The 19,115-nt window shown below is 59.4% G+C and carries 11 protein-coding genes; 4 read left to right on the top strand and 7 right to left on the bottom strand.

All coding sequences use genetic code 11. From position 1 onward, the window contains the following. Window positions 1-115 precede the first annotated feature (115 nt). From ACIPLA_RS02845 to ACIPLA_RS02835, 3 genes are all read right to left on the bottom strand, one after another. Window positions 116-1,963: an amidohydrolase gene (locus ACIPLA_RS02845; protein ID WP_401171381.1), complete on the bottom strand. Its 1,848-nt coding sequence runs from the start codon at window positions 1,961-1,963 to the stop codon at window positions 116-118. A gap of 304 nt (window positions 1,964-2,267) precedes the next feature. Then, the gene (locus ACIPLA_RS02840) at window positions 2,268-2,582 is read right to left on the bottom strand and encodes an SCP2 sterol-binding domain-containing protein (protein ID WP_123495039.1); all 315 of its coding nucleotides are present in this window, start codon (window positions 2,580-2,582) and stop codon (window positions 2,268-2,270) included. Window positions 2,583-2,646: 64 nt separating this feature from the next. Beyond that, entirely contained in the window at window positions 2,647-3,357 is a 711-nt protein-coding gene (locus ACIPLA_RS02835) for a histidine phosphatase family protein (RefSeq protein WP_123495038.1), read from the bottom strand. Window positions 3,358-3,559: 202 nt separating this feature from the next. Here ACIPLA_RS02835 and sohB point away from each other — a divergent pair, with 202 nt between their 5' ends. Together sohB and ACIPLA_RS02825 are read left to right on the top strand one after the other, a co-directional pair. Continuing rightward, window positions 3,560-4,582 (top strand): protease SohB, encoded by a 1,023-nt coding sequence (gene sohB / locus ACIPLA_RS02830; RefSeq protein ID WP_218395973.1) that lies wholly within the window; start codon window positions 3,560-3,562, stop codon window positions 4,580-4,582. 190 nt (window positions 4,583-4,772) lie between these two features. Next, on the top strand, window positions 4,773-8,714 hold the full coding sequence (locus ACIPLA_RS02825; protein ID WP_401171263.1) for a dermonecrotic toxin domain-containing protein: 3,942 nt from the start codon (window positions 4,773-4,775) through the stop codon (window positions 8,712-8,714). A gap of 44 nt (window positions 8,715-8,758) precedes the next feature. Here ACIPLA_RS02825 and ACIPLA_RS02820 read toward each other — a convergent pair whose 3' ends face one another. Together ACIPLA_RS02820 and ACIPLA_RS02815 are read right to left on the bottom strand one after the other, a co-directional pair. Next, complete coding sequence (locus ACIPLA_RS02820) at window positions 8,759-9,253, bottom strand: DUF934 domain-containing protein (protein WP_401171260.1); 495 nt, start codon at window positions 9,251-9,253, stop codon at window positions 8,759-8,761. Beyond that, a complete protein-coding gene (locus ACIPLA_RS02815; protein WP_123495034.1) occupies window positions 9,237-10,895 on the bottom strand; it encodes a nitrite/sulfite reductase in 1,659 nt (552 codons plus the stop codon). The genes ACIPLA_RS02820 and ACIPLA_RS02815 overlap by 17 nt, the downstream gene beginning before the upstream one ends. Before the next feature lie 520 nt (window positions 10,896-11,415). Here ACIPLA_RS02815 and ACIPLA_RS02810 point away from each other — a divergent pair. Next, window positions 11,416-12,501 (top strand): ABC transporter substrate-binding protein, encoded by a 1,086-nt coding sequence (locus ACIPLA_RS02810; RefSeq protein ID WP_218395969.1) that lies wholly within the window; start codon window positions 11,416-11,418, stop codon window positions 12,499-12,501. 6 nt (window positions 12,502-12,507) lie between these two features. On the opposite strand, the gene ACIPLA_RS02805 is transcribed toward ACIPLA_RS02810, so the two are convergent. Together ACIPLA_RS02805 and metH are read right to left on the bottom strand one after the other, a co-directional pair. After that, window positions 12,508-12,729, bottom strand: coding sequence for a DUF2970 domain-containing protein (locus tag ACIPLA_RS02805; RefSeq protein ID WP_123356846.1), 222 nt, complete (start codon window positions 12,727-12,729; stop codon window positions 12,508-12,510). 155 nt (window positions 12,730-12,884) lie between these two features. Then, window positions 12,885-16,595: a methionine synthase gene (metH, locus tag ACIPLA_RS02800; RefSeq protein WP_401171256.1), complete on the bottom strand. Its 3,711-nt coding sequence runs from the start codon at window positions 16,593-16,595 to the stop codon at window positions 12,885-12,887. A 155-nt stretch (window positions 16,596-16,750) separates the two neighbouring features. Here metH and ACIPLA_RS02795 point away from each other — a divergent pair, with 155 nt between their 5' ends. Continuing rightward, window positions 16,751-19,036 (top strand): fatty acid cis/trans isomerase, encoded by a 2,286-nt coding sequence (locus ACIPLA_RS02795; protein WP_218395965.1) that lies wholly within the window; start codon window positions 16,751-16,753, stop codon window positions 19,034-19,036. Window positions 19,037-19,115: the final 79 nt, after the last annotated feature.

The following is a 19,115-nucleotide window of genomic DNA, read 5'->3' as shown; positions in this document are numbered from 1 at the left end:
GAGCGGGCTTGCTCGCGAAGACGGTTCAACATTCAACAGTGATGTTGACTGTCAGTCCGCTTTCGCGAGCAAGCCCGCTCCCACATTAGATGGATGGTGTTTGGAAATATTTTGTTCAAAACGCAAAACACGAACAGCCAAACGCCCCCCAGAACCCTTGGAAGTCACTGACCGGCGCCGACGACAACCGTGCCCGCTCATGGCTGTGGGCATGCACCGCGCAAGCGCCCACGCATTGATGAACCTGAGCCGTCAGCGGCGCCAGGGGTTTCCAATGCCCCGGTACGTTCACCACCGGCGACCATTCAGGCACTACCGGAATCGGCGTAGGCCCCAGTTTTTCGAACTCGACGCTGCCGTAGACGATCTTGCCGTCGACAATGGTCAGCACCGACTCGATCCATTTGATGGCTTCGTCTTCGATGTGGAAGTAGTCCGCCGACAGCGCAATCAGGTCCGCCAGTTGCCCGACTTTGATCTGGCCTTTCTTGCCTTGTTCGGAGGAAAACCAGGCGCTGCCGTGGGTGAACAGTTCCAGCGCCGTATCACGGCTCAAACCTTGCGGGTACAGCGCCAGCCCGCCGACGGTGCGGCCGCTGACCAGCCAGTACAGGGAAGTCCAGGGGTTGTAGCTGGAGACTCGCGTGGCATCGGTGCCGGCGCCCACTGGCACACCCTCGGCCAGCATGCGTGCGATCGGTGGTGTCGCTTCGGCCGCCTTCGCGCCGTAACGGTCGACAAAGTACTCGCCCTGAAATGCCATGCGGTCCTGGATGGCGATGCCGCCACCGAGCGCTTTGACCCGCTCGATGTTCAGTGGGCTGATGGTTTCGGCGTGATCGAAGAACCATGGCAAACCGTCGAACGGAATATCCCGGTTGACCTTCTCGAACACGTCGAGCATGCGGCTGATGGATTCGTTGTAGGTGGCATGCAGACGGAAGGGCCAACGCTGTTCCACCAGATGTCGCACCACCGGCTCCAGCTCCTGCTCCATGGTCTGCGGCAAGTCTGGGCGAGGTTCGAGGAAGTCTTCGAAATCGGCTGCCGAGAACACCAGCATTTCCCCGGCACCGTTGTGCCGCAGGAAGTCATCGCCCTGACCGTAATGGGAGCTGCTGGTCCAGTTTTTGAAATCGGTCAGCTCTTCCTTGGGTTTTTGGGTGAACAGGTTGTAGGCAATGCGCACCGTGAGCTGTTGGTCTTTGGCCAGTTGCTGGATGACTTGATAATCGTCCGGGTAATTCTGATAACCGCCGCCGGCATCGATGGCGCTGGTGACGCCCAGCCGATTGAGTTCACGCATGAACTGGCGGGTCGAGTTGACTTGATACTCCAGCGGTAATTTCGGTCCCTTGGCCAGGGTCGAGTAGAGGATCATCGCATTGGGCCGGGCGATCAGCATGCCGGTGGGGTCGCCATTGGCATCGCGCTGGATCTCGCCGCCCGGCGGGTTTGGCGTGTCGCGGGTATAGCCGACCACTTTCAACGCCGCGCGATTGAGCAGGGCGCGATCATAAAGATGCAGAACGAATACCGGGGTGTCCGGCGCGGCCTTGTTCAGTTCTTCAATCGTCGGCAAGCGCTTTTCGGCAAACTGGAACTCGTTCCAGCCACCGACCACCCGCACCCATTGCGGCGTCGGTGTGCGATCGGCTTGATCCTTGAGCATGCGCAAGGCATCGGCCAGAGATGGCACGCCTTCCCAACGCAGCTCAAGGTTGTAGTTCAGGCCGCCACGGATCAAGTGCAGGTGAGAGTCGTTGAGACCGGGAATCACCGTGCGGCCATGCAGGTCGATGATTTGGCTGCCGGGGCCTTGCAGGGCCATGGCCTGGGCGTCGCTGCCGACCACCACGAAGCGTCCGTCCTTGATCGCGACGGCACTGGCCTGGGGTTTCTTGCGGTCAACGGTGTGCAGGCGTCCGTTGTACAAAATCAGGTCGGCTGGGGTATCGGGCATGGCTTTACTCCCTGCGAATAGTGGGCTGACCCAGGCACCGACGGCGCCTGCCGAGAGGCCTTGCAGTACACGGCGACGGCTGAAGTCGTTGTGCTCGTCAGGTGGGCTCATGGCAGCGCTCTCCACAAAGTTCTTCACAAAGAAGCGGGGATCAACAGCCGATGTCTGACGCATGCGGCCAGAAGGAATATAGTCGGCAAATCCACAGATAGCCGTTTCCGAGGGCGAAAAACGACGAATCCCGCCACGAGGGGCGGGATTCGTTTGCAGCCAGACGTACTCCCGAAAGACGGGAGCGGCGTGCTTAGCCCGGGAACAGCTCGGACAGTTTCATGGCCAGCATCATGTCGCCTTCAGCGCGCAGTTTGCCGCCCATGAACGCTTGCATGCCGTCGGTCGAACCGTCGACGATGCCTTGCAGGGTTTCGCCGTCCATGACCAGAGTCACCTGGGCGTCCGGGTTCTCGCCTTCTTGCAGTTCGCAGGTGCCGTCTTTGACGATCAGCGAGAAATTCTTGGTGTCGTCGATGCGAAAACCGAATACCAGGTCCAGACCGGCAGCAGCGGCTGGGTTGAACTTGGCTTTCATTGCTTGTACGGCATCAGCTACGGAGGTCATGGTTCGATCCTTTCTTGGGTAATAAGAGCTGGGTGATTACAGCCAGGGTCACAATAATCCGGACTCAGCGAAACGTGATGAGTTCCGGGGCCTTCAGCAGTTGCAGGTGTGCATGACTGTTGAAGGAAGCCAGGGCCACCTCGCGCCCGCGAAACTTGAGCAGGTTGAGCGAGGTGTTGACGATTTGCCAGTTCAGTTCAAAGGCCTGCTTTGCGGGCATTTGCGTAATGAGGTGGAGCAGGGCAGTGATAGTGCCGCCGGAGGTGAACACAGCGATTTTCTGGGTATTGTCGGCTTGTTCGAGCAATCGATGCAGACCGCTCTGTACGCGTTCGACGAAGCCCAGCCAGCTTTCCAGTCCCGGTGTGTCGTAGGTGCCGGCAAGCCAGCGCTCGATGATCAAGGCAAAGATGCGTTGGAATTCAGCACGGTTTTGTGCGGCGTTGCGCAGGATATCCAGCGCTTGAGGCTCGTCCTCCAGCATCGCCGGCAGCAGGGCACGGATCACCGCGTCGGCATCGAATTCATTGAAAGCGGAATCGATTTCCAGGGCCGGCACCGGCATCCCGACGGCGGCGAATTGTTCCAGCGCGCTGTTGGCGGTGTGTTGCTGGCGGCGCAGGTCACCCGACAGGCAGCGATCAAAGCTGACACCGAGTTCGGCCAAGTGCTGGCCGAGGAGTTCTGCCTGGCGAATACCGGTCGGCGACAGGACGTCATAGTCGTCTGCACCAAAGGAGGCCTGGCCATGTCGAATCAAGTAGATGCTGCCCACGTCCGCGTCATCCCGGTACGTTGAAGGTTTGGCGAGGTTATGAGGATGGCGGTGAGCTGTCAATGAAAAAACATACGCTTGTTTGAAATGCCCGTTACAGGCCTGTTGCCAGAGGTTTCACGGCTGGCCGTCGGGCCGGCGGATGGGTATGCTGGAGGTATCCCGCGTGTGTTTACCCCGCGCATTGATTGAAGGAGTCCCTGTGGAGCTTTTGTTCGAGTACGCCATTTTTCTGGCCAAGACCGTGACTCTGGTGATTGCCATCCTGGTGGTCCTGGCCAGTTTTGCGGCGTTGCGCAGCAAAGGTCGGCGCAAGTCGGCCGGTCAGCTGCAGGTCAGCAAACTCAATGATTTCTACAAAGGGCTGCGCGAACGCCTGGAGCAAACCTTGCTCGACAAGGATCAGCTCAAGGCCTTGCGCAAGTCCCAGGCTAAAACCGAGAAAAAGCAAAAGAAGAAACCCGAGGTCAAACCACGGGTGTTCGTGCTGGATTTCGATGGTGACATCAGGGCGTCAGCCACTGAGAGCCTGCGCCACGAAATCACCGCGCTGCTGACCCTCGCCACGCCCAAGGATGAAGTGGTGCTGCGCCTGGAAAGCGGCGGCGGCATGGTCCACAGCTATGGCCTGGCGTCTTCGCAACTGGCGCGGATTCGTGAAGCCGGCGTGCCGTTGACCGTGTGCATCGACAAGGTCGCGGCCAGCGGCGGCTACATGATGGCGTGCATCGGCGAGAAGATTATCAGTGCGCCATTCGCGATCCTCGGCTCGATCGGTGTTGTGGCGCAGTTGCCCAACGTCAATCGCCTGCTGAAAAAACACGACATCGACTTCGAAGTACTGACGGCTGGCGAGTACAAGCGCACCCTGACAGTGTTTGGCGAAAACACCGAGAAGGGCCGGGAGAAATTCCAGGAAGACCTGGACATCACCCACCAGCTGTTCAAGAATTTCGTTTCCCGCTATCGCCCGCAATTGGCCATCGACGAAGTGGCCACCGGTGAAATCTGGCTGGGCATTGCGGCGCTCGACAAGCAACTGGTGGATGAACTCAAGACCAGCGATGAATACCTTGCCGAACGCGCCAAACAGTCCGAGCTCTATCACTTGCATTACGCCGAACGCAAAAGCCTGCAGGAGCGCATCGGTATCGCGGCCAGCGGTTCGGTCGATCGTGTATTGCTGAGCTGGTGGAGCCGCTTGACTCAGCAACGCTTCTGGTAAGCCTCTGGCAGGCGTCTCCGGAAAAAATCAAACCGCGGATTTCCGCGGTTTTTTTTGTCCGGCATTTCAGACTGTTCACTTTCCTGCGGACTCTGCGAAACGTCCTAACTGGCCTGCCGATCATTCCGACTTACGCTTGAGTTGCGGCTGGATATTCTGGTGGCTCCCAATAGTTTGCAATGGAATGTACATGAATGATCACGCCCATGGCGACGCCCCAACGCGCAATGTCCTGATGCGTAACGAACTGAAGGCCGCGGTGGAGACTGCACTTGCGCAAACCCCCGCTCAGTTTGGTGAGCGCTTGATCAAGGAGAAGTGGGGAGCCGACATTGATCCGCAGACAGCCCTGCTGGTAACGCTCGACTATAACTACCATGGGCATCCTCCTGAGAACGGCGTCCACCAGGGGCGGGTGGGAAGTTCTCGCACCCTGATCCAGGCGCTGCTTGGCAATTATCAGACGGTGGGCGACGGGCGCTTCGTCGAAACCGCGTTTGGGCTGTACACACCGCCCGACATCGGGCCATCGGTGCGCATTGTCGAGAAGGTCGATGAGTTTGCCTATGTAGGCAACGGCAATCACGACACCTATGAAGGCATTTACCGCGCCACGGTTCCGCAATCCTATGGCCCGCACACGCAAATCAATCTGCGGCCTGCCGATTTCAAGCAGTGGGTCTGGGGGTTGTTTCTTTCCCGTCGATACCAGGCTTATCTTGATCAGGCCTGGCCGTCGGACGCGGTCATTGCTGCTCCCGGTCCTTATGCCCTGAGGACATCAGTCAAGGCGGCTTTCGTCATGGCGGCCCGGCTGCAATATCAAGAACGGTGCCTGTCCCGAAAGGGGCTGGAACTCGCCATGCAAGCCGCCGGGTTGCCTGCCGCGCAGACTTGGGAAACGCTGACAATCGAGCAACTGCAAGCGCCTACAAGGATGCCTTCGAGCGTCGAGGCGAGTCGGTTGAAACTGTACCGTTATACGGCAACCGATATCTGGTGTTTTCGAGCGCGATCAGGCGCCAGGGTGCTGCTGTACATCCCCGGCAATTCTTCACCGCTGCACGAATTCACCGATAGCCGGCAGTTGCGTCAATGGATCGTGGCTCAGGGCAGGGAGGCCGATACGAAACAGGCACTGGCGGCTCACTTTTGCGAAGAGGATCGCGAGGACGGCACCTTTCATGCGGGGGTACTGACCGCGCTGGAGGGCATGGCGGTTTATCCCAGGATGCACAAGCTGACGAAGAATGCCGGGTTCTTCAACGATGATGGACATTGGGATCCGGACGACTACATCAATTTTGATCGCTCACCCAGCGCATCCGACCCTTTTGCGCAGTTGGTGAGTTCCATGAAGCAGGCCGCCCAGGACAGCGTCAAGACCATCCGCGACGATGCCCAGGTCAACCGTGACAATCTGAGCGCTTTCGTCGAGCCGATCGTGCAATGGATCAACCGGTTCGGGCCATTGGCGTTGTTTGTGCCCGGAGGTGAGGGATTGTTGGTGCTGGCCGGGCTTATTGACGCCGGTTACGGTCTGGATGAGGCCATCGAGGGGAAAACGGCCAGTGAGCGTTCTGAAGGCGTGACGCGAACCGTGTTCGGCTTGCTCAATGCACTGCCGCTGGCCGGGGCTGGCGCTTCGTTAAAAGGCGAAGGCGCCGAGGCCGCCGCGCTGGCCAGGGCCGAGCACGGGGCCGAGGAGCCCGCTGTGCAGCTCGATGGTATGCCGGTGGACGCTCCACCCGTTCATGTCGCCCCTCTGGAGTCGGCCGCGCAGATGCCGACCCGTCTGAGCCTGCTGCGAGGGATCGGCGCCCCGGTGGACGCCTTCAGCGACGAAGTGCTGACGCAAATCGGCAAGGTCAGCGCCGTTGATGACGATCTGCTGCGAATGATGCAGGCCGGTCGTCAACCCACGCCTGTGTTGGCCGACACTATCAGCCGCTTCAAAATCGATCAGGACGTCGTGGAGGCCATCGATAAAGCGCAGGCTGACGGGAACGAGGCATTGCAGGCCCGGCGAGTGGAGTTGTTCAACACGCGTTATCAGGCACTCCAGCACTCGGAGCATGAATGGGTCCGATTGTTTCAACAGCAATATCCCGGCCTGCCGAAAAGTGCGGTGGAGCAGATGCTTGATCGCTGTGGCATAGCGTTCACAGAGACGCCGGATGCGATCGAGATCAAGGGGGTATTCAGGCAGCTGGATGGCAAGGCCCGCCAGTATCAGCAGCATGTGAGGCTGACCCGTGCTTACGAAGGCCTTTATCTGCGATCCGTGGCCCATTCCGATTCGGACACGCTGGCCTTGCATTCGCTGAGAAACTTGCCCGGATGGCCAAAAGGCCTGCGAATCGAGGTGCTAGACGGCTCGCTGCAAGGTCGGCTGCTGGATCGTTGCGGTTCGCTTGATGCGGCTGATTGTCGTCGCTTGATCAAAATCGGCGACCACTATCAATACGTCGATGTGGCCGCCCAGGCCATCGCTCGCACGGACTTTTACGGGGCCGTCATCGGGGTGTTGTCTGCGGATGAACGGGCGGCGCTGCAGTTGCAGTCGCTGAGCCCGGCCAACGAACTGAAGCTCAACCTTCGTGACCGGACGCTATCGCGCGCCGAGTTCGGCCTGGGCCTGGGCAGAATGGACGGGGGGCTGCCTTTCGAAATGCAGGGTTTGAGGGGCGGCGGCTTTCCGACGACCCTCCAGGCTGCAGCGTTGACTCACGAGACGATGAGACTGCAAGTCAAGGACCTCTATCCCGACTTCGGCAACGCGCAGGCCGATGAATGGCTGCAACATGCCGGAGCAAGCGCTCAATCACGCCTCGATGGTCTGAAGCAACAGTCTGAGCAATTGAGTACGGATTTGACCAGTTGGATCGACCGGTCCCTGCAGGATATCGATGACATGGACATCGACTTTCTGGCCGCTGGCGACGAGGACGCTGTGGGCATGACTCATGCGCAAATCGCGGAGCATAACGTCGCGCTGGTGCAGCACACGATGGAACTCGAGCGCGACACCCGGATAGAACTGGCTGACGAGCTGATCTCAATCTGGCAAAAGTGTCCGCCGCAGGCCAATCGCCTTTATTCCGGCGAAGCGTTAGCGGGATACAAACTGGATCTGGATTTCGAGGACTACCACCGCTTGCCGATCATGAACATCAAGTTCAACGAGGTGATCGAGTTGTCGATGCGCGGATTTCAGCTGACGGAGCGTGAGAGCTTGAACGGGTTCCTGGAGTCTTTCCCCAATCTGCGGGTATTGAATCTGGAGAAAGTCGATCTGCGGCTATCTAACGCCATGGGGGAGCTGGAGAGTGTTTTGCCGCCTGCGATCCCGCGAATGAGCCATCTCACAACGCTGAATCTGAAAGACACGTTTCTCAAATTCAGGGAGAACACGGCGTCGCAACTGAGTGACTTGATTAACTTGCAATCACTGGACCTGAGTGAAAACCCCCTGAGTGTTTCGCCTGTGTTGTTAGGGATGGACAACCTGCGCGAGGTGAATTTGAGGAAAACAGGGATCAGTACGTGCCCGATCGGGATTAGGGACGAGCCCTACCTGACGTCGCTGGACCTGCGTGACAACCGGATCACCCGGGTTCCGTCGGCGGTGTTGAGCCAGGCCATTGTTCGGGGGCGAGTGCAGCTTTGGGGCAGCCCGTTAACGGACGAAGACACATTGCGGCGCCTGATCAGCCATCGACAGCGCACAGGGATCAACCTGTGGTTGAACGCGCCGGGTCCCGGTTATGGCAATCCAGAGGCGTGGTTACAACAGGGGGAAGAAGCGCTGCAGCAGGTCAGGCGAACGATCTGGCAGCAACTGGCGGTCAAGCCGTCAGGCAATCGTTTCCTGAGGCTCATCGACGGGCTCAGCCTGACGGCGGACTTTCAGATCGACTATCTGGCGTTGCAAGCGAGGGTCTGGCAACTGTTGAGCGAGGCGCAGGCATCGGACGAGTTGTGGAACTGGCTGAACCGGGTGGTCGAGGTCACAGAGGTCGATGCTGAAAATCCGTTGGGGATTTTCATGTCGCTGGAGGATCGGGCCAGGCTTTATCGCGATTGGGTAGCGATGGGGCGGCCCTTTCCGGTGATCACCGAGCAGGCCTAGAAGAGGATGGCCTTGAACCCCGCAAAGGGTTCAAGGCCAGGACATCAACGGCGACGGAACAGCGGCAGCGGTTCGTCGGTGGCGGCCTGATAGGTCACAGAGAAGTCCTTGAGGCCTTCAAGGGCTTCGTACGGGTCTTTATCGGCGCGAATCGCAAACGCGTCAAAACCGCAGCGGTGCAGGTAGAACAACTGGTCACGCAGCACATCGCCAATCGCCCTCAATTCGCCTTTGAAACCGTAACGGTCACGCAGCAAGCGAGCGTTGGAGTAGTTGCGCCCATCAGTGAAGGCCGGAAAGTTCAAGGCGATGACCTGGAAATTATCTACGTCGTCACCGATTTCTTCGGCTTCTTCATCGGCATCCAGCCACACACCCAGGCCGCCATCGCGAGCCTTGAGCATACGGCTGTGTTCGCGCCACAGTTGCAGCGGGACGATCAGGTCGTCGCAGTTGCTGATCTCGTCGATGTTGAAATCTTTCGGCAGCAAGTGCCAGGTTTCGTCGACGACTTCGTTGTTCTTAATTATTCGCTGCATAGACGCGCTCCTTGAAGAGGTCGATGCCGATACGCTGATAGGTGTCGATGAAGCGTTCGTCTTCGGTACGTTGTTCGATGTACACGTCGATCAGCTTCTCGATCACGTCAGGCATGGCTTCCTGTGCGAAGGACGGGCCGAGGATCTTGCCCAGGCTTGCATCGCGACTGGCGCTGCCACCCAGGGACACCTGGTAGAACTCTTCGCCTTTCTTGTCGACCCCGAGAATGCCGATGTGGCCGACGTGGTGGTGACCACAGGCGTTCATGCACCCAGAGATGTTCAGGTCCAGTTCGCCAATGTCGAACAGGTAGTCCAGGTCGTCGAAACGGCGCTGGATCGACTCTGCGATCGGGATCGATTTGGCGTTGGCCAGCGAGCAGAAATCACCGCCAGGGCAGCAGATGATGTCGGTCAGCAAGCCGATGTTCGGTGTGGCGAAACCTTGCTCGCGCAACTCGCCCCACATCGCGAACAGTTGGGACTGTTCAACGTCGGCCAGAATAATGTTCTGCTCGTGGGAAGTGCGCAGCTGACCGAAGCTGTAACGATCGGCCAGGTCGGCAACGGCGTCGAGCTGCTTGTCGGTGATGTCGCCCGGTGCAACACCGGTCGGCTTCAGGGACAGGGTCACGGCTACGTAACCCGGTTTCTTGTGGGTCAGGGTGTTGCGGGTGCGCCAGCGCGCGAAGCCCGGGTGTTCTTTATCGAGTTCGGCCAACGCCAAGGTCTGGTTGTCCAGCGCCTTGTACTCCGGATCAACGAAGTGTTTGGCCACGCGATGCACTTCGGCCTCGGTCAGCGTGGTCTGGCCACCGCGAAGGTGTTCCATTTCCGCGTCGACTTTCTGCGCGAACACTTCAGGCGTCAGGGCCTTGACCAGAATCTTGATCCGCGCCTTGTATTTGTTGTCGCGACGGCCGTAGCGGTTGTAAACCCGCAGGATGGCGTCGAGATAGCTCAGCAAGTCCTGCCACGGCAGGAACTCGTTGATGAACGCGCCCACCACCGGCGTACGGCCCAGGCCGCCACCGACCAGCACACGGAACCCCAGTTCGCCCGCGGCGTTGTGCACTGGTTCAAGGCCAATGTCATGGACTTCAATGGCCGCACGGTCGGACGTCGAACCGTTGATGGCGATTTTGAATTTACGCGGCAGGTAGGCGAATTCCGGGTGGAACGTGGTCCACTGGCGGACGATTTCGCACCATGGACGCGGGTCGATCAATTCGTCGGCCGCGACACCGGCGAACTGGTCGGTGGTGACGTTGCGCAGGCAGTTGCCGCTGGTCTGGATCGCATGCATCTGCACGGTCGCCAGTTCAGCCAGGATGTCCGGGATATCTTCCAGGGCCGGCCAGTTGAACTGCACGTTTTGCCGGGTACTGATGTGGGCGTAGCCCTTGTCGTAGTCGCGGGCAATTTTGGCCATCATTCGCGTCTGGCGCGAAGTCAGTTGGCCATAAGGCACCGCCACCCGCAGCATCGGGGCAAAGCGCTGGATGTAAAGGCCATTTTGCAGGCGCAGGGGGCGGAATTCTTCTTCGCTCAGCTCGCCTGCCAGATAGCGTCGGGTCTGATCACGGAACTGCTTGACGCGGTCCTCGATGATCCGCTGATCGTACTCGTCGTATACGTACATATAAGTCCTGTTCTCAGGCTTGGGCCGGTTGGATACAGCTGCGTTTTCGCTAGCTTTCATCCGATACAGCCTCGGCAATTCTGCGCGCACGGCCGCGCACTCCCAACGGAGCCGACGCAAGATACCAGTTTGCAGTTATGCGCAAAAGTGATGTTTGAGTATATGCAAAGAACCAAAACGACTAATGAAACTCATGGGGGTAAAACCCACATTTGTGGTGCGGGCAATCATCGTCTTAACTGTGGTCGAGTCTTTATGCAATCACCGATAAAACCGACAAGAGGCGATGCAATGAGCAACCCAACCAAAGCAGGGAAAAGCGATAGCACGGTCGATGCCTGGGCGATTTTGTTCCTGATCATCCTGGTCGTGGGCACAGCGGTGTTCTGGGTCAGTCATCAATAAACGACCCCGTCCGGGCCCGGCGCCGACGATTGTCGGACAGAAGCCGGAATAAGCGCCGTTCCAAGGGAATTCGCTGGCTATAATGCGCAGCGGATTTTCGGGGCTCGGACGATTAATGTTGAAGTTCTTCTGTGGTGTAGTGCTGGCGCTTGGTACGGTCTTGGGACCGTGTGCCCAGGCCGCGTCCGTATTGTTCCTCAATCCCGGGACTACCCAAGAGGTGTTCTGGGTCAGTTACTCGCAGTTCATGCAGGCCGCAGCCAAGAACCTGGGCATGGATTTGCGCATCCAGTATTCCGAGCGAAACGCTGAAACCACACTCAAGCAAGCCCGCGAAGCCCTGCAAGGGCCGAATCGACCGGATTATCTGGTGTTCGTCAACGAACTGTATGTTGCGCCCGAAATCCTGCGCCTGGCTCAAGGCAGCGGTGTGAAGCTGTTTTTGGTCAACAACGGCCTGACCGCAGACCAGATGCGCTTGCTCGGCGCCCAGCCGCAGAAGTATCCCGACTGGTTGGGCAGCCTGGTGCCCAACAATGAGGAGGGCGGCTACTTGATGCTCAAGGAGCTGATTCGCCTGCATCGACCGGTCGCGCCCGGTCAGGTCATTGATCTCGTGGCCTTCTCCGGCCTGAAGATCACGCCAGCCGCGCAACAGCGTGAGAAGGGCATGATGCGGGCATTGGCCGAACACCCTGAAGTGCGGTTGCGCCAGTTGGTCTATGGCGGCTGGACCCGCGAGCGCGCCTATGAACAGGCCCGGTTATTGTTCAAGCGTTATCCGCAAACGTCGCTGGTCTGGTCGGCCAACGATGAAATGGCCTTTGGTGCCATGCAGGCCTACGCCGAAACGGGCGGCCAACCCGGCAAGGACGCGCTGTTCAGCGCCGTCAACAATTCACCGACTGCGTTACAGGCGCTGTTGGAAGGGCGGTTGAGTGTGCTGTTGGGCGGGCACTTCACTCTGGGTGGTTGGGCCTTGGTGCAACTGCATGACTACGAGCAGGGCGTGGACGTCAGCCAGTACGGCGGGCGCGACCGGCAGATTCCATTGTTGCAGCTGATCAATCACGCACAAGCCAAGCGGTTGCTGGCGTTGAGTGCGACTCAGGATTATGGCGTGGATTTCCAGAAGCTCTCCGCCAAGGGGCGACCGACGTCGTATCGCTACCCGTTCAGCTTGCAAGCCCTGATGCACTGAGCCGGTTCAGATACCCGCCAGGTACACCACCAGTTTGACGATGCCAAACAGCGTCAACGCGAACACTGCCGTGAACAGAATCCCCAAAATCACGAAATGACTCGGCTTACCGTGGGTGAAATCCCGGGCCCGGTTCTTCCCGCTCTGCACCCCGAACGCCGCCGCCAAGACGCTGTGCAGCATCTGCCAGAAGGTCGGTGGCTTGTTGTTGTCGACTGGATCGTCCATAAATCCCCCGTCACGCATGCATGTAAAGCAAGCATAGACAATCCACGCAGTCCTGTAGGAGCGAGGCTTGCCCGCGAAGAACGATAATGCGGTTCCCTGTGAGACCGCGTTATCGTTCTTCGCGGGCAAGCCTCGCTCCTACAGGGGATGGGGGGTTAGTTGTCGTAACCCAGGTTAGGCGCCAGCCAACGCTCGGTCACGCTCAGCTCCTGGCCTTTGCGCGAGGTGTAGCTCTGCACCTGATCCTTGTCGATCTTGCCCACGGCGAAATACTGCGCCTGCGGGTGAGCGAAGTACCAGCCGCTGACCGCTGCCGCCGGGAACATGGCGTAGTGCTCGGTGAGGAACACGCCGCTGCGGCCGGCTTTGAGTTCTTCCGCTTCCGGGTCCAGCAGTTTGAACAGCGTGGCTTTCTCGGTGTGATCCGGGCAGGCCGGGTAGCCTGGAGCAGGGCGGATGCCGGTGTATTGCTCTTTGATCAGCGCCTCGTTGTCCAGCGTCTCGTCCTTGGCGTAGCCCCAGTAATCTTTACGCACCTGTTGGTGCAGCCACTCGGCACAGGCCTCGGCCAGGCGGTCGGCCAGGGCCTTGACCATGATCGAGTTGTAGTCGTCGCCCGCATCCTGATAGGCCTTGGCCACTTCTTCGGCGCCGATCCCGGCGGTGGTGATGAAGCCCCCCACGTAGTCGGTCACGCCGCTGTCCTTGGGCGCAACGAAGTCGGCCAGGGAGAAGTTCGGTTTGCCGTCGGTCTTGATGATCTGCTGGCGCAAGTGGTGCAGCTTGGCCAATGGCTTGCCGTCATCGCCGTAGACTTCGATGTCATCGTCGCGCACCTGATTGGCCGGCCAGAAACCGAACACCGCACGGGCGCTGATGAGTTTTTCGTCGATCAGCTTGGCGAGCATTTCCTGGGCATCGGCGTACAGCGCGGTGGCGGCTTCACCGACCACTTCATCCTTGAGGATGCGCGGGAATTTACCGGCCAGGTCCCAGGAGATGAAGAACGGTGTCCAGTCGATGTACTCGGCCAGCACCTTCAGGTCGATGTTATCCAGCACCTTGGCGCCGGTGAACGTCGGTTTGACAGGTTCGTAGCTGCCCCAGTCGAACTGCGGCTTCTTGGCGATGGCCACCGGGTAGCTCAGGCGTTCGGTGCGGGCGCTGCGGTTGGCGGTGCGCTCGCGAACGTCGATGTATTCCAGGCGAGTCTTCTCGACGAAACCGGCCTTCAATTCCTTGGACAGCAGTTGCGTCGCCACGCCCACAGCGCGGGAGGCGTCGGTGACGTAGATCACCGCGTCGTTGCTGTACTTGGGCTCGATCTTCACCGCCGTGTGCGCCTTGGACGTGGTCGCGCCACCGATCATCAGCGGCAAATGGAAGTCCTGACGCTGCATCTCGCGGGCCACGTGAACCATCTCGTCCAGTGAAGGCGTGATCAAGCCGGACAGGCCGATGATGTCGCATTTCTGTTCTTTGGCGACTTGCAGGATCTTCTCCGCCGGCACCATCACGCCAAGGTCGACGATGTCGTAGCCGTTGCAGCCCAGCACCACGCCGACGATGTTCTTGCCGATGTCGTGTACGTCGCCCTTGACCGTGGCCATCAGGATCTTGCCCTTGGCTTCCGGCTTGTCACCTTTTTCCAGCTCGATGAACGGGATCAAGTGGGCCACGGCCTGCTTCATCACGCGGGCGGACTTCACTACCTGCGGCAGGAACATTTTACCGGCACCGAACAGGTCGCCGACGATGTTCATACCGGACATCAGCGGCCCTTCGATCACTTCGATCGGGCGTGCAAAGGACTGACGCGACTCTTCGGTGTCTTCGACGATGTGGGTGGTAATGCCTTTGACCAGTGCATGTTCCAGACGCTTGTTGACGTCCCAGTTGCGCCACTCTTCGGTCTCGGCTTCCTTGACGCTGCCGTCGCCCTTGTACTTGTCGGCGATGGCGAGGAGGGCGTCGGTGCCTTCCGGAGTGCGGTTGAGGATCACGTCTTCGACGGCGTCGCGCAGCTCGGCAGGGATCTGGTCGTAGATCTCCAGTTGGCCGGCGTTGACGATACCCATGGTCAGGCCATTACGGATCGCATACAGCAGGAACACCGAGTGAATTGCCTCGCGCACCGGGTTGTTGCCACGGAACGAGAACGACACGTTCGACACGCCGCCGGAAGTCAGGGCGTACGGCAGTTCGTCGCGGATGTAGGCGCAGGCGTTGATGAAGTCCACAGCGTAGTTGTTGTGTTCTTCGATACCAGTGGCCACGGCGAAGATGTTCGGGTCGAAGATGATGTCTTCCGGCGGGAAGCCGACTTCGTTGACCAGAATATCGTAGGAGCGTTTGCAGATTTCTTTCTTGCGCGCTTCGGTGTCGGCCTGGCCAGCTTCGTCGAAGGCCATCACCACCACCGCGGCGCCGTAGCGTTTGCACAGTTTGGCGTGATGAATGAACTGCTCGACGCCTTCTTTCATGCTGATCGAGTTGACGATGCCCTTGCCCTGGATGCACTTGAGGCCGGCTTCGATCACTTCCCATTTGGAGGAGTCGATCATGATCGGCACGCGGGAGATGTCCGGTTCACCGGCAATCAGATTGAGGAAGGTCACCATGGCCATCTTCGAAACGAGCATACCTTCGACCATGTAGATGTCGATCACCTGGGCGCCGGCTTCGACCTGCTGCAGGGCGACTTCCAGGGCTTCGGTGTAGTTGTCTTCACGGATCAGACGGGCGAACTTGGCGGAACCGGTGATGTTGGTCCGCTCGCCGACGTTGACGAACAACGAGCTGCGATCAATGGTGAACGGTTCCAGGCCCGACAGGCGGCAAGCCTTGGGAATGTCCGGAATCTCGCGCGGCGCATAGCCGGCCACCGCTTTGGCGATGGCTTCGATGTGCCCCGGCGTGGTGCCGCAGCAGCCGCCGACGATGTTCAGGAAGCCGCTTTGGGCGAATTCTTCGATGACCTTGGCGGTTTGGGCCGGCAGCTCGTCGTACTCGCCGAATTCGTTTGGCAGGCCGGCGTTCGGGTGCGCGGAAACGTGGGTGTTGGCCTTGTTCGACAGTTCTTCCAGGTACGGGCGCAACTCGCTGGCCCCGAGGGCGCAGTTCAGGCCGACCGAAATCGGTTTGGCGTGGGCCACGGAGTTCCAGAACGCTTCGGTGGTCTGGCCCGACAGGGTGCGGCCGGAGGCATCGGTGATGGTGCCGGAGATCATGATCGGCAACTCGACGCCCAGTTCTTCGAACACGCCTTGCACGGCGAAGATCGCCGCTTTGGCGTTGAGGGTATCGAAGATGGTTTCGATCAGGATCAGGTCGGCGCCGCCTTCGATCAGGCCTTTGGTGGCTTCGGTGTAGTTCTCCACCAGCTCATCGAAGGTCACGTTGCGGTAGCCAGGGTTGTTCACGTCCGGCGACAGCGAGCAGGTGCGGCTGGTCGGGCCGAGTACGCCAGCGACGAAACGCGGCTTGTCCGGGTTCTCGAGAGTTTTCGCATCGGCAATCTTGCGGGCCAGGCGAGCGCCTTCTACGTTCAATTCGTAGGCGAGTTCTTCCATGCCGTAATCGGCCATGGAAATCCGGGTGGCGTTGAAGGTGTTGGTTTCCAGTATGTCGGCGCCGGCGTCCAGATAGGCCTTCTCGATGCCGCCAATCACGTCAGGACGTGTCAGCACCAACAAGTCGTTGTTGCCTTTGACATCGCTCGGCCAGTCGGCGAAGCGTTTGCCACGGTAATCCTGCTCCTCGAGCTTGTAGCTCTGGATCATCGTACCCATGCCGCCATCGAGAATCAGGATGCGCTCTTTGAGGGCGTGCTTGAGAGCTTGAAGGCGAACGCTGCGATCGGACATTTGGACTACTCGGTAAGGCCATGACGAAGGGCCGGAATGATAACAAACCTGTGCGCTTTTGGAGCATGTACGGGTTTTGCATGAATATCGTTCATGTTGGTGCGCAGGCCAGACCGGTAGAATCGCGGCGTTTTCTCATGATCAGGACCAGGGATATGTCGTATCGCGTCGTCACCAGCCTATTGATGCTGTTTTTAAGCGGGGGCGCCGCTGCGCAAGGTCCGGACATTTCCTACGCCCGGGACATCCAACCGATCTTCACTGAAAAGTGCGTGGCCTGCCATGCCTGCTACGACTCCGCCTGTCAGCTCAATCTGGGCAGTGGTGAAGGGGCGGCCCGAGGTGCAACCAAGGCGCCCGTTTATGATGGCGAACGCAGACAGGCCGCAGCGCCGACCCGGCTGTTTTATGACGCCTTTGGCAAACGCGCCTGGCAGCAAAAAGGCTTTTATTCTGTGCTCGACGCCCAAGGCAGCCAGGCGGCGCTGATGGCGCGCATGCTCGAACTGGGCCACAAAACGCCGTTGCAACCCAACGCCAAATTGCCGGAAGACATCGTCCTTGGCCTGAATAGGGAAAATATGTGCGCCATGCCGGCGGAGTTCGACGGCTACGCCAGCTCCCACCCGAAAGAAGGCATGCCGTTGGCGGTCACCGGCCTGACCGATCAGCAATACCAGACGTTGCAACGTTGGCTGGCCTCCGGCGCGCCAATCGATGAACAGGGCCTGGTGCCCAGCGCCAAGGAAGCCTTGCAGGTGGTGCAGTGGGAAAACCTGCTCAACGCGCCGGGTGCCCGGGAGAGTCTGGTCGGGCGCTGGCTGTTCGAGCACTGGTTTTTGGCGCACCTCTATTTCAAGGACGGCGAGCCGGGGCATTTCTTTCAGTGGGTACGTTCGCGCACACCGACGGGACAGCCCATTGACTTGATCAACACTCGCCGCCCGAATGACGATCCGGGCACTCAGGTCTACTACCGTTTGTGGCCGGTGCAAGGCGTGATCGTGCACAAGACCCACATCACCTATCCGCTCAGCGCGGCGAAGATGGCGCGGATCAAAAGCCTGTTCTACAGCGGCAACTGGCAGGTCAACGCGCTGCCAGGTTATGGGCCGGAGCGACGGGCCAATCCGTTCACGACCTTTGAGGCTATCCCGGCTCAGGCGCGTTACCAGTTCATGCTCGATAACGCCGAATACTTTGTGCGCACCTTTATTCGTGGCCCGGTCTGCCGCGGCCAGATCGCCACCGACGTGATTCGCGACAACTTCTGGGCGTTGTTCCAGGCCCCGGAGCATGACCTCTATATCACCGACCCGAATTATCGCGGCCAGGCCACGCCGTTGCTGGCGATGCCAGGGCAGAACGATGATGTTGGCAGTGTCCTGAGCCTATGGCGCGACTACCGTGACAAACGCAACGAATACGAAGCCTTGCGCCGGGACAGCTACGCCGACCTGCCGGCACCGAGCTGGTCGACCCTGTGGGCCGGCAATGACAACGCTTTGCTGAGTATTTTCCGGCATTTCGACAGCGCCTCGGTGAACAAAGGCCTGATCGGTGACGTCCCGCAAACCATTTGGCTGTTCGATTTCCCGTTGCTGGAACGCACGTATTACCAGTTGGCAGTCAACTTCGATGTGTTCGGCAATGTATCCCATCAGGCCCAGACCCGGTTGTACTTCGACCTGATTCGCAACGGTGCCGAGCAGAACTTCTTGCGCTTGATGCCAGCCGACTCGCGGGACGGCTACCTCGACGATTGGTACCAGAACGGCGGCAAGCTCAAGATGTGGCTGGATTACGAGTACATCGACAACGACAAACCCACGGCACTGACGCTGGACGAAAAGGACCCGAAACGCGATTTCGCCCTGCAATTGCTGGCCCGGTACGGCGAACTCAACGCCAACCCCGACCCGATCAACCGCTGCGACGGTGCCTACTGCTCGCGGCCGAACATCGATCTGGCCTTGCAGAACGCCGAACAGGCCTTGAGCCGCCTGACTTCACGTCCGTCTGCGGGGCTGAAGGTCATCGATCAATTGCCAGAAGCCACGATGCTGCGCATCGAGACTCAAAGCGGCAAGCGCGGGGTCTATAGCCTGCTGCGCAACCGGGCCCACAGCAACGTGGCGTTCCTGCTGGGTGAGTCGCGGCGCTATCAGCCGGGGCTCGATACGTTGACGATTTATCCGGGTGTACTCAGCAGCTACCCGAACTTCATGTTCAACATTCCGGCCGGCCAAGTGCCCGCTTTCGTTGATGCGATGGAAACCGCGAAGGACGCTGCCAGTTTCGAGAAAATCGTCGAACGCTGGGGCATTCGCCGCAGTCATCCGCAGTTCTGGCAATATTTCCATGATCTGAGCCGCTACATCCACGACACCGACCCGGTGGAAGAGGGCGTGCTGGACATGAACCGCTATGAGAATCTCTGAGGTGCCTGCGATTCAGTGTGGGAGCGGGCTTGCTCGCGAAAGCGGTGTGTCAGGCAACATCAATGTTGACGGTGCCGTC

This window comes from Pseudomonas sp. NPDC086112 (assembly GCF_044746425.1).
Lineage (GTDB): Bacteria > Pseudomonadota > Gammaproteobacteria > Pseudomonadales > Pseudomonadaceae > Aquipseudomonas.
Note: the sequence above shows the minus strand (reverse complement) of the source record. Positions and strands in the feature narration are given on the sequence as shown.

What these genes read in the sequence shown, in the direction of transcription:
- ACIPLA_RS02845 (WP_401171381.1), bottom strand. Translation starts at nt 1,963, where the DNA reads ATGCCCGATACCCCAGCCGACCTGATTTTGTACAACGGACGCCTGCAC.
- ACIPLA_RS02840 (WP_123495039.1), bottom strand. Translation starts at nt 2,582, where the DNA reads ATGACCTCCGTAGCTGATGCCGTACAAGCAATGAAAGCCAAGTTCAAC.
- ACIPLA_RS02825 (WP_401171263.1), top strand. Translation starts at nt 4,773, where the DNA reads ATGAATGATCACGCCCATGGCGACGCCCCAACGCGCAATGTCCTGATG.
- ACIPLA_RS02820 (WP_401171260.1), bottom strand. Translation starts at nt 9,253, where the DNA reads ATGCAGCGAATAATTAAGAACAACGAAGTCGTCGACGAAACCTGGCAC.
- ACIPLA_RS02815 (WP_123495034.1), bottom strand. Translation starts at nt 10,895, where the DNA reads ATGTACGTATACGACGAGTACGATCAGCGGATCATCGAGGACCGCGTC.
- ACIPLA_RS02810 (WP_218395969.1), top strand. Translation starts at nt 11,416, where the DNA reads ATGTTGAAGTTCTTCTGTGGTGTAGTGCTGGCGCTTGGTACGGTCTTG.
- ACIPLA_RS02805 (WP_123356846.1), bottom strand. Translation starts at nt 12,729, where the DNA reads ATGGACGATCCAGTCGACAACAACAAGCCACCGACCTTCTGGCAGATG.
- metH (WP_401171256.1), bottom strand. Translation starts at nt 16,595, where the DNA reads ATGTCCGATCGCAGCGTTCGCCTTCAAGCTCTCAAGCACGCCCTCAAA.
- ACIPLA_RS02795 (WP_218395965.1), top strand. Translation starts at nt 16,751, where the DNA reads ATGTCGTATCGCGTCGTCACCAGCCTATTGATGCTGTTTTTAAGCGGG.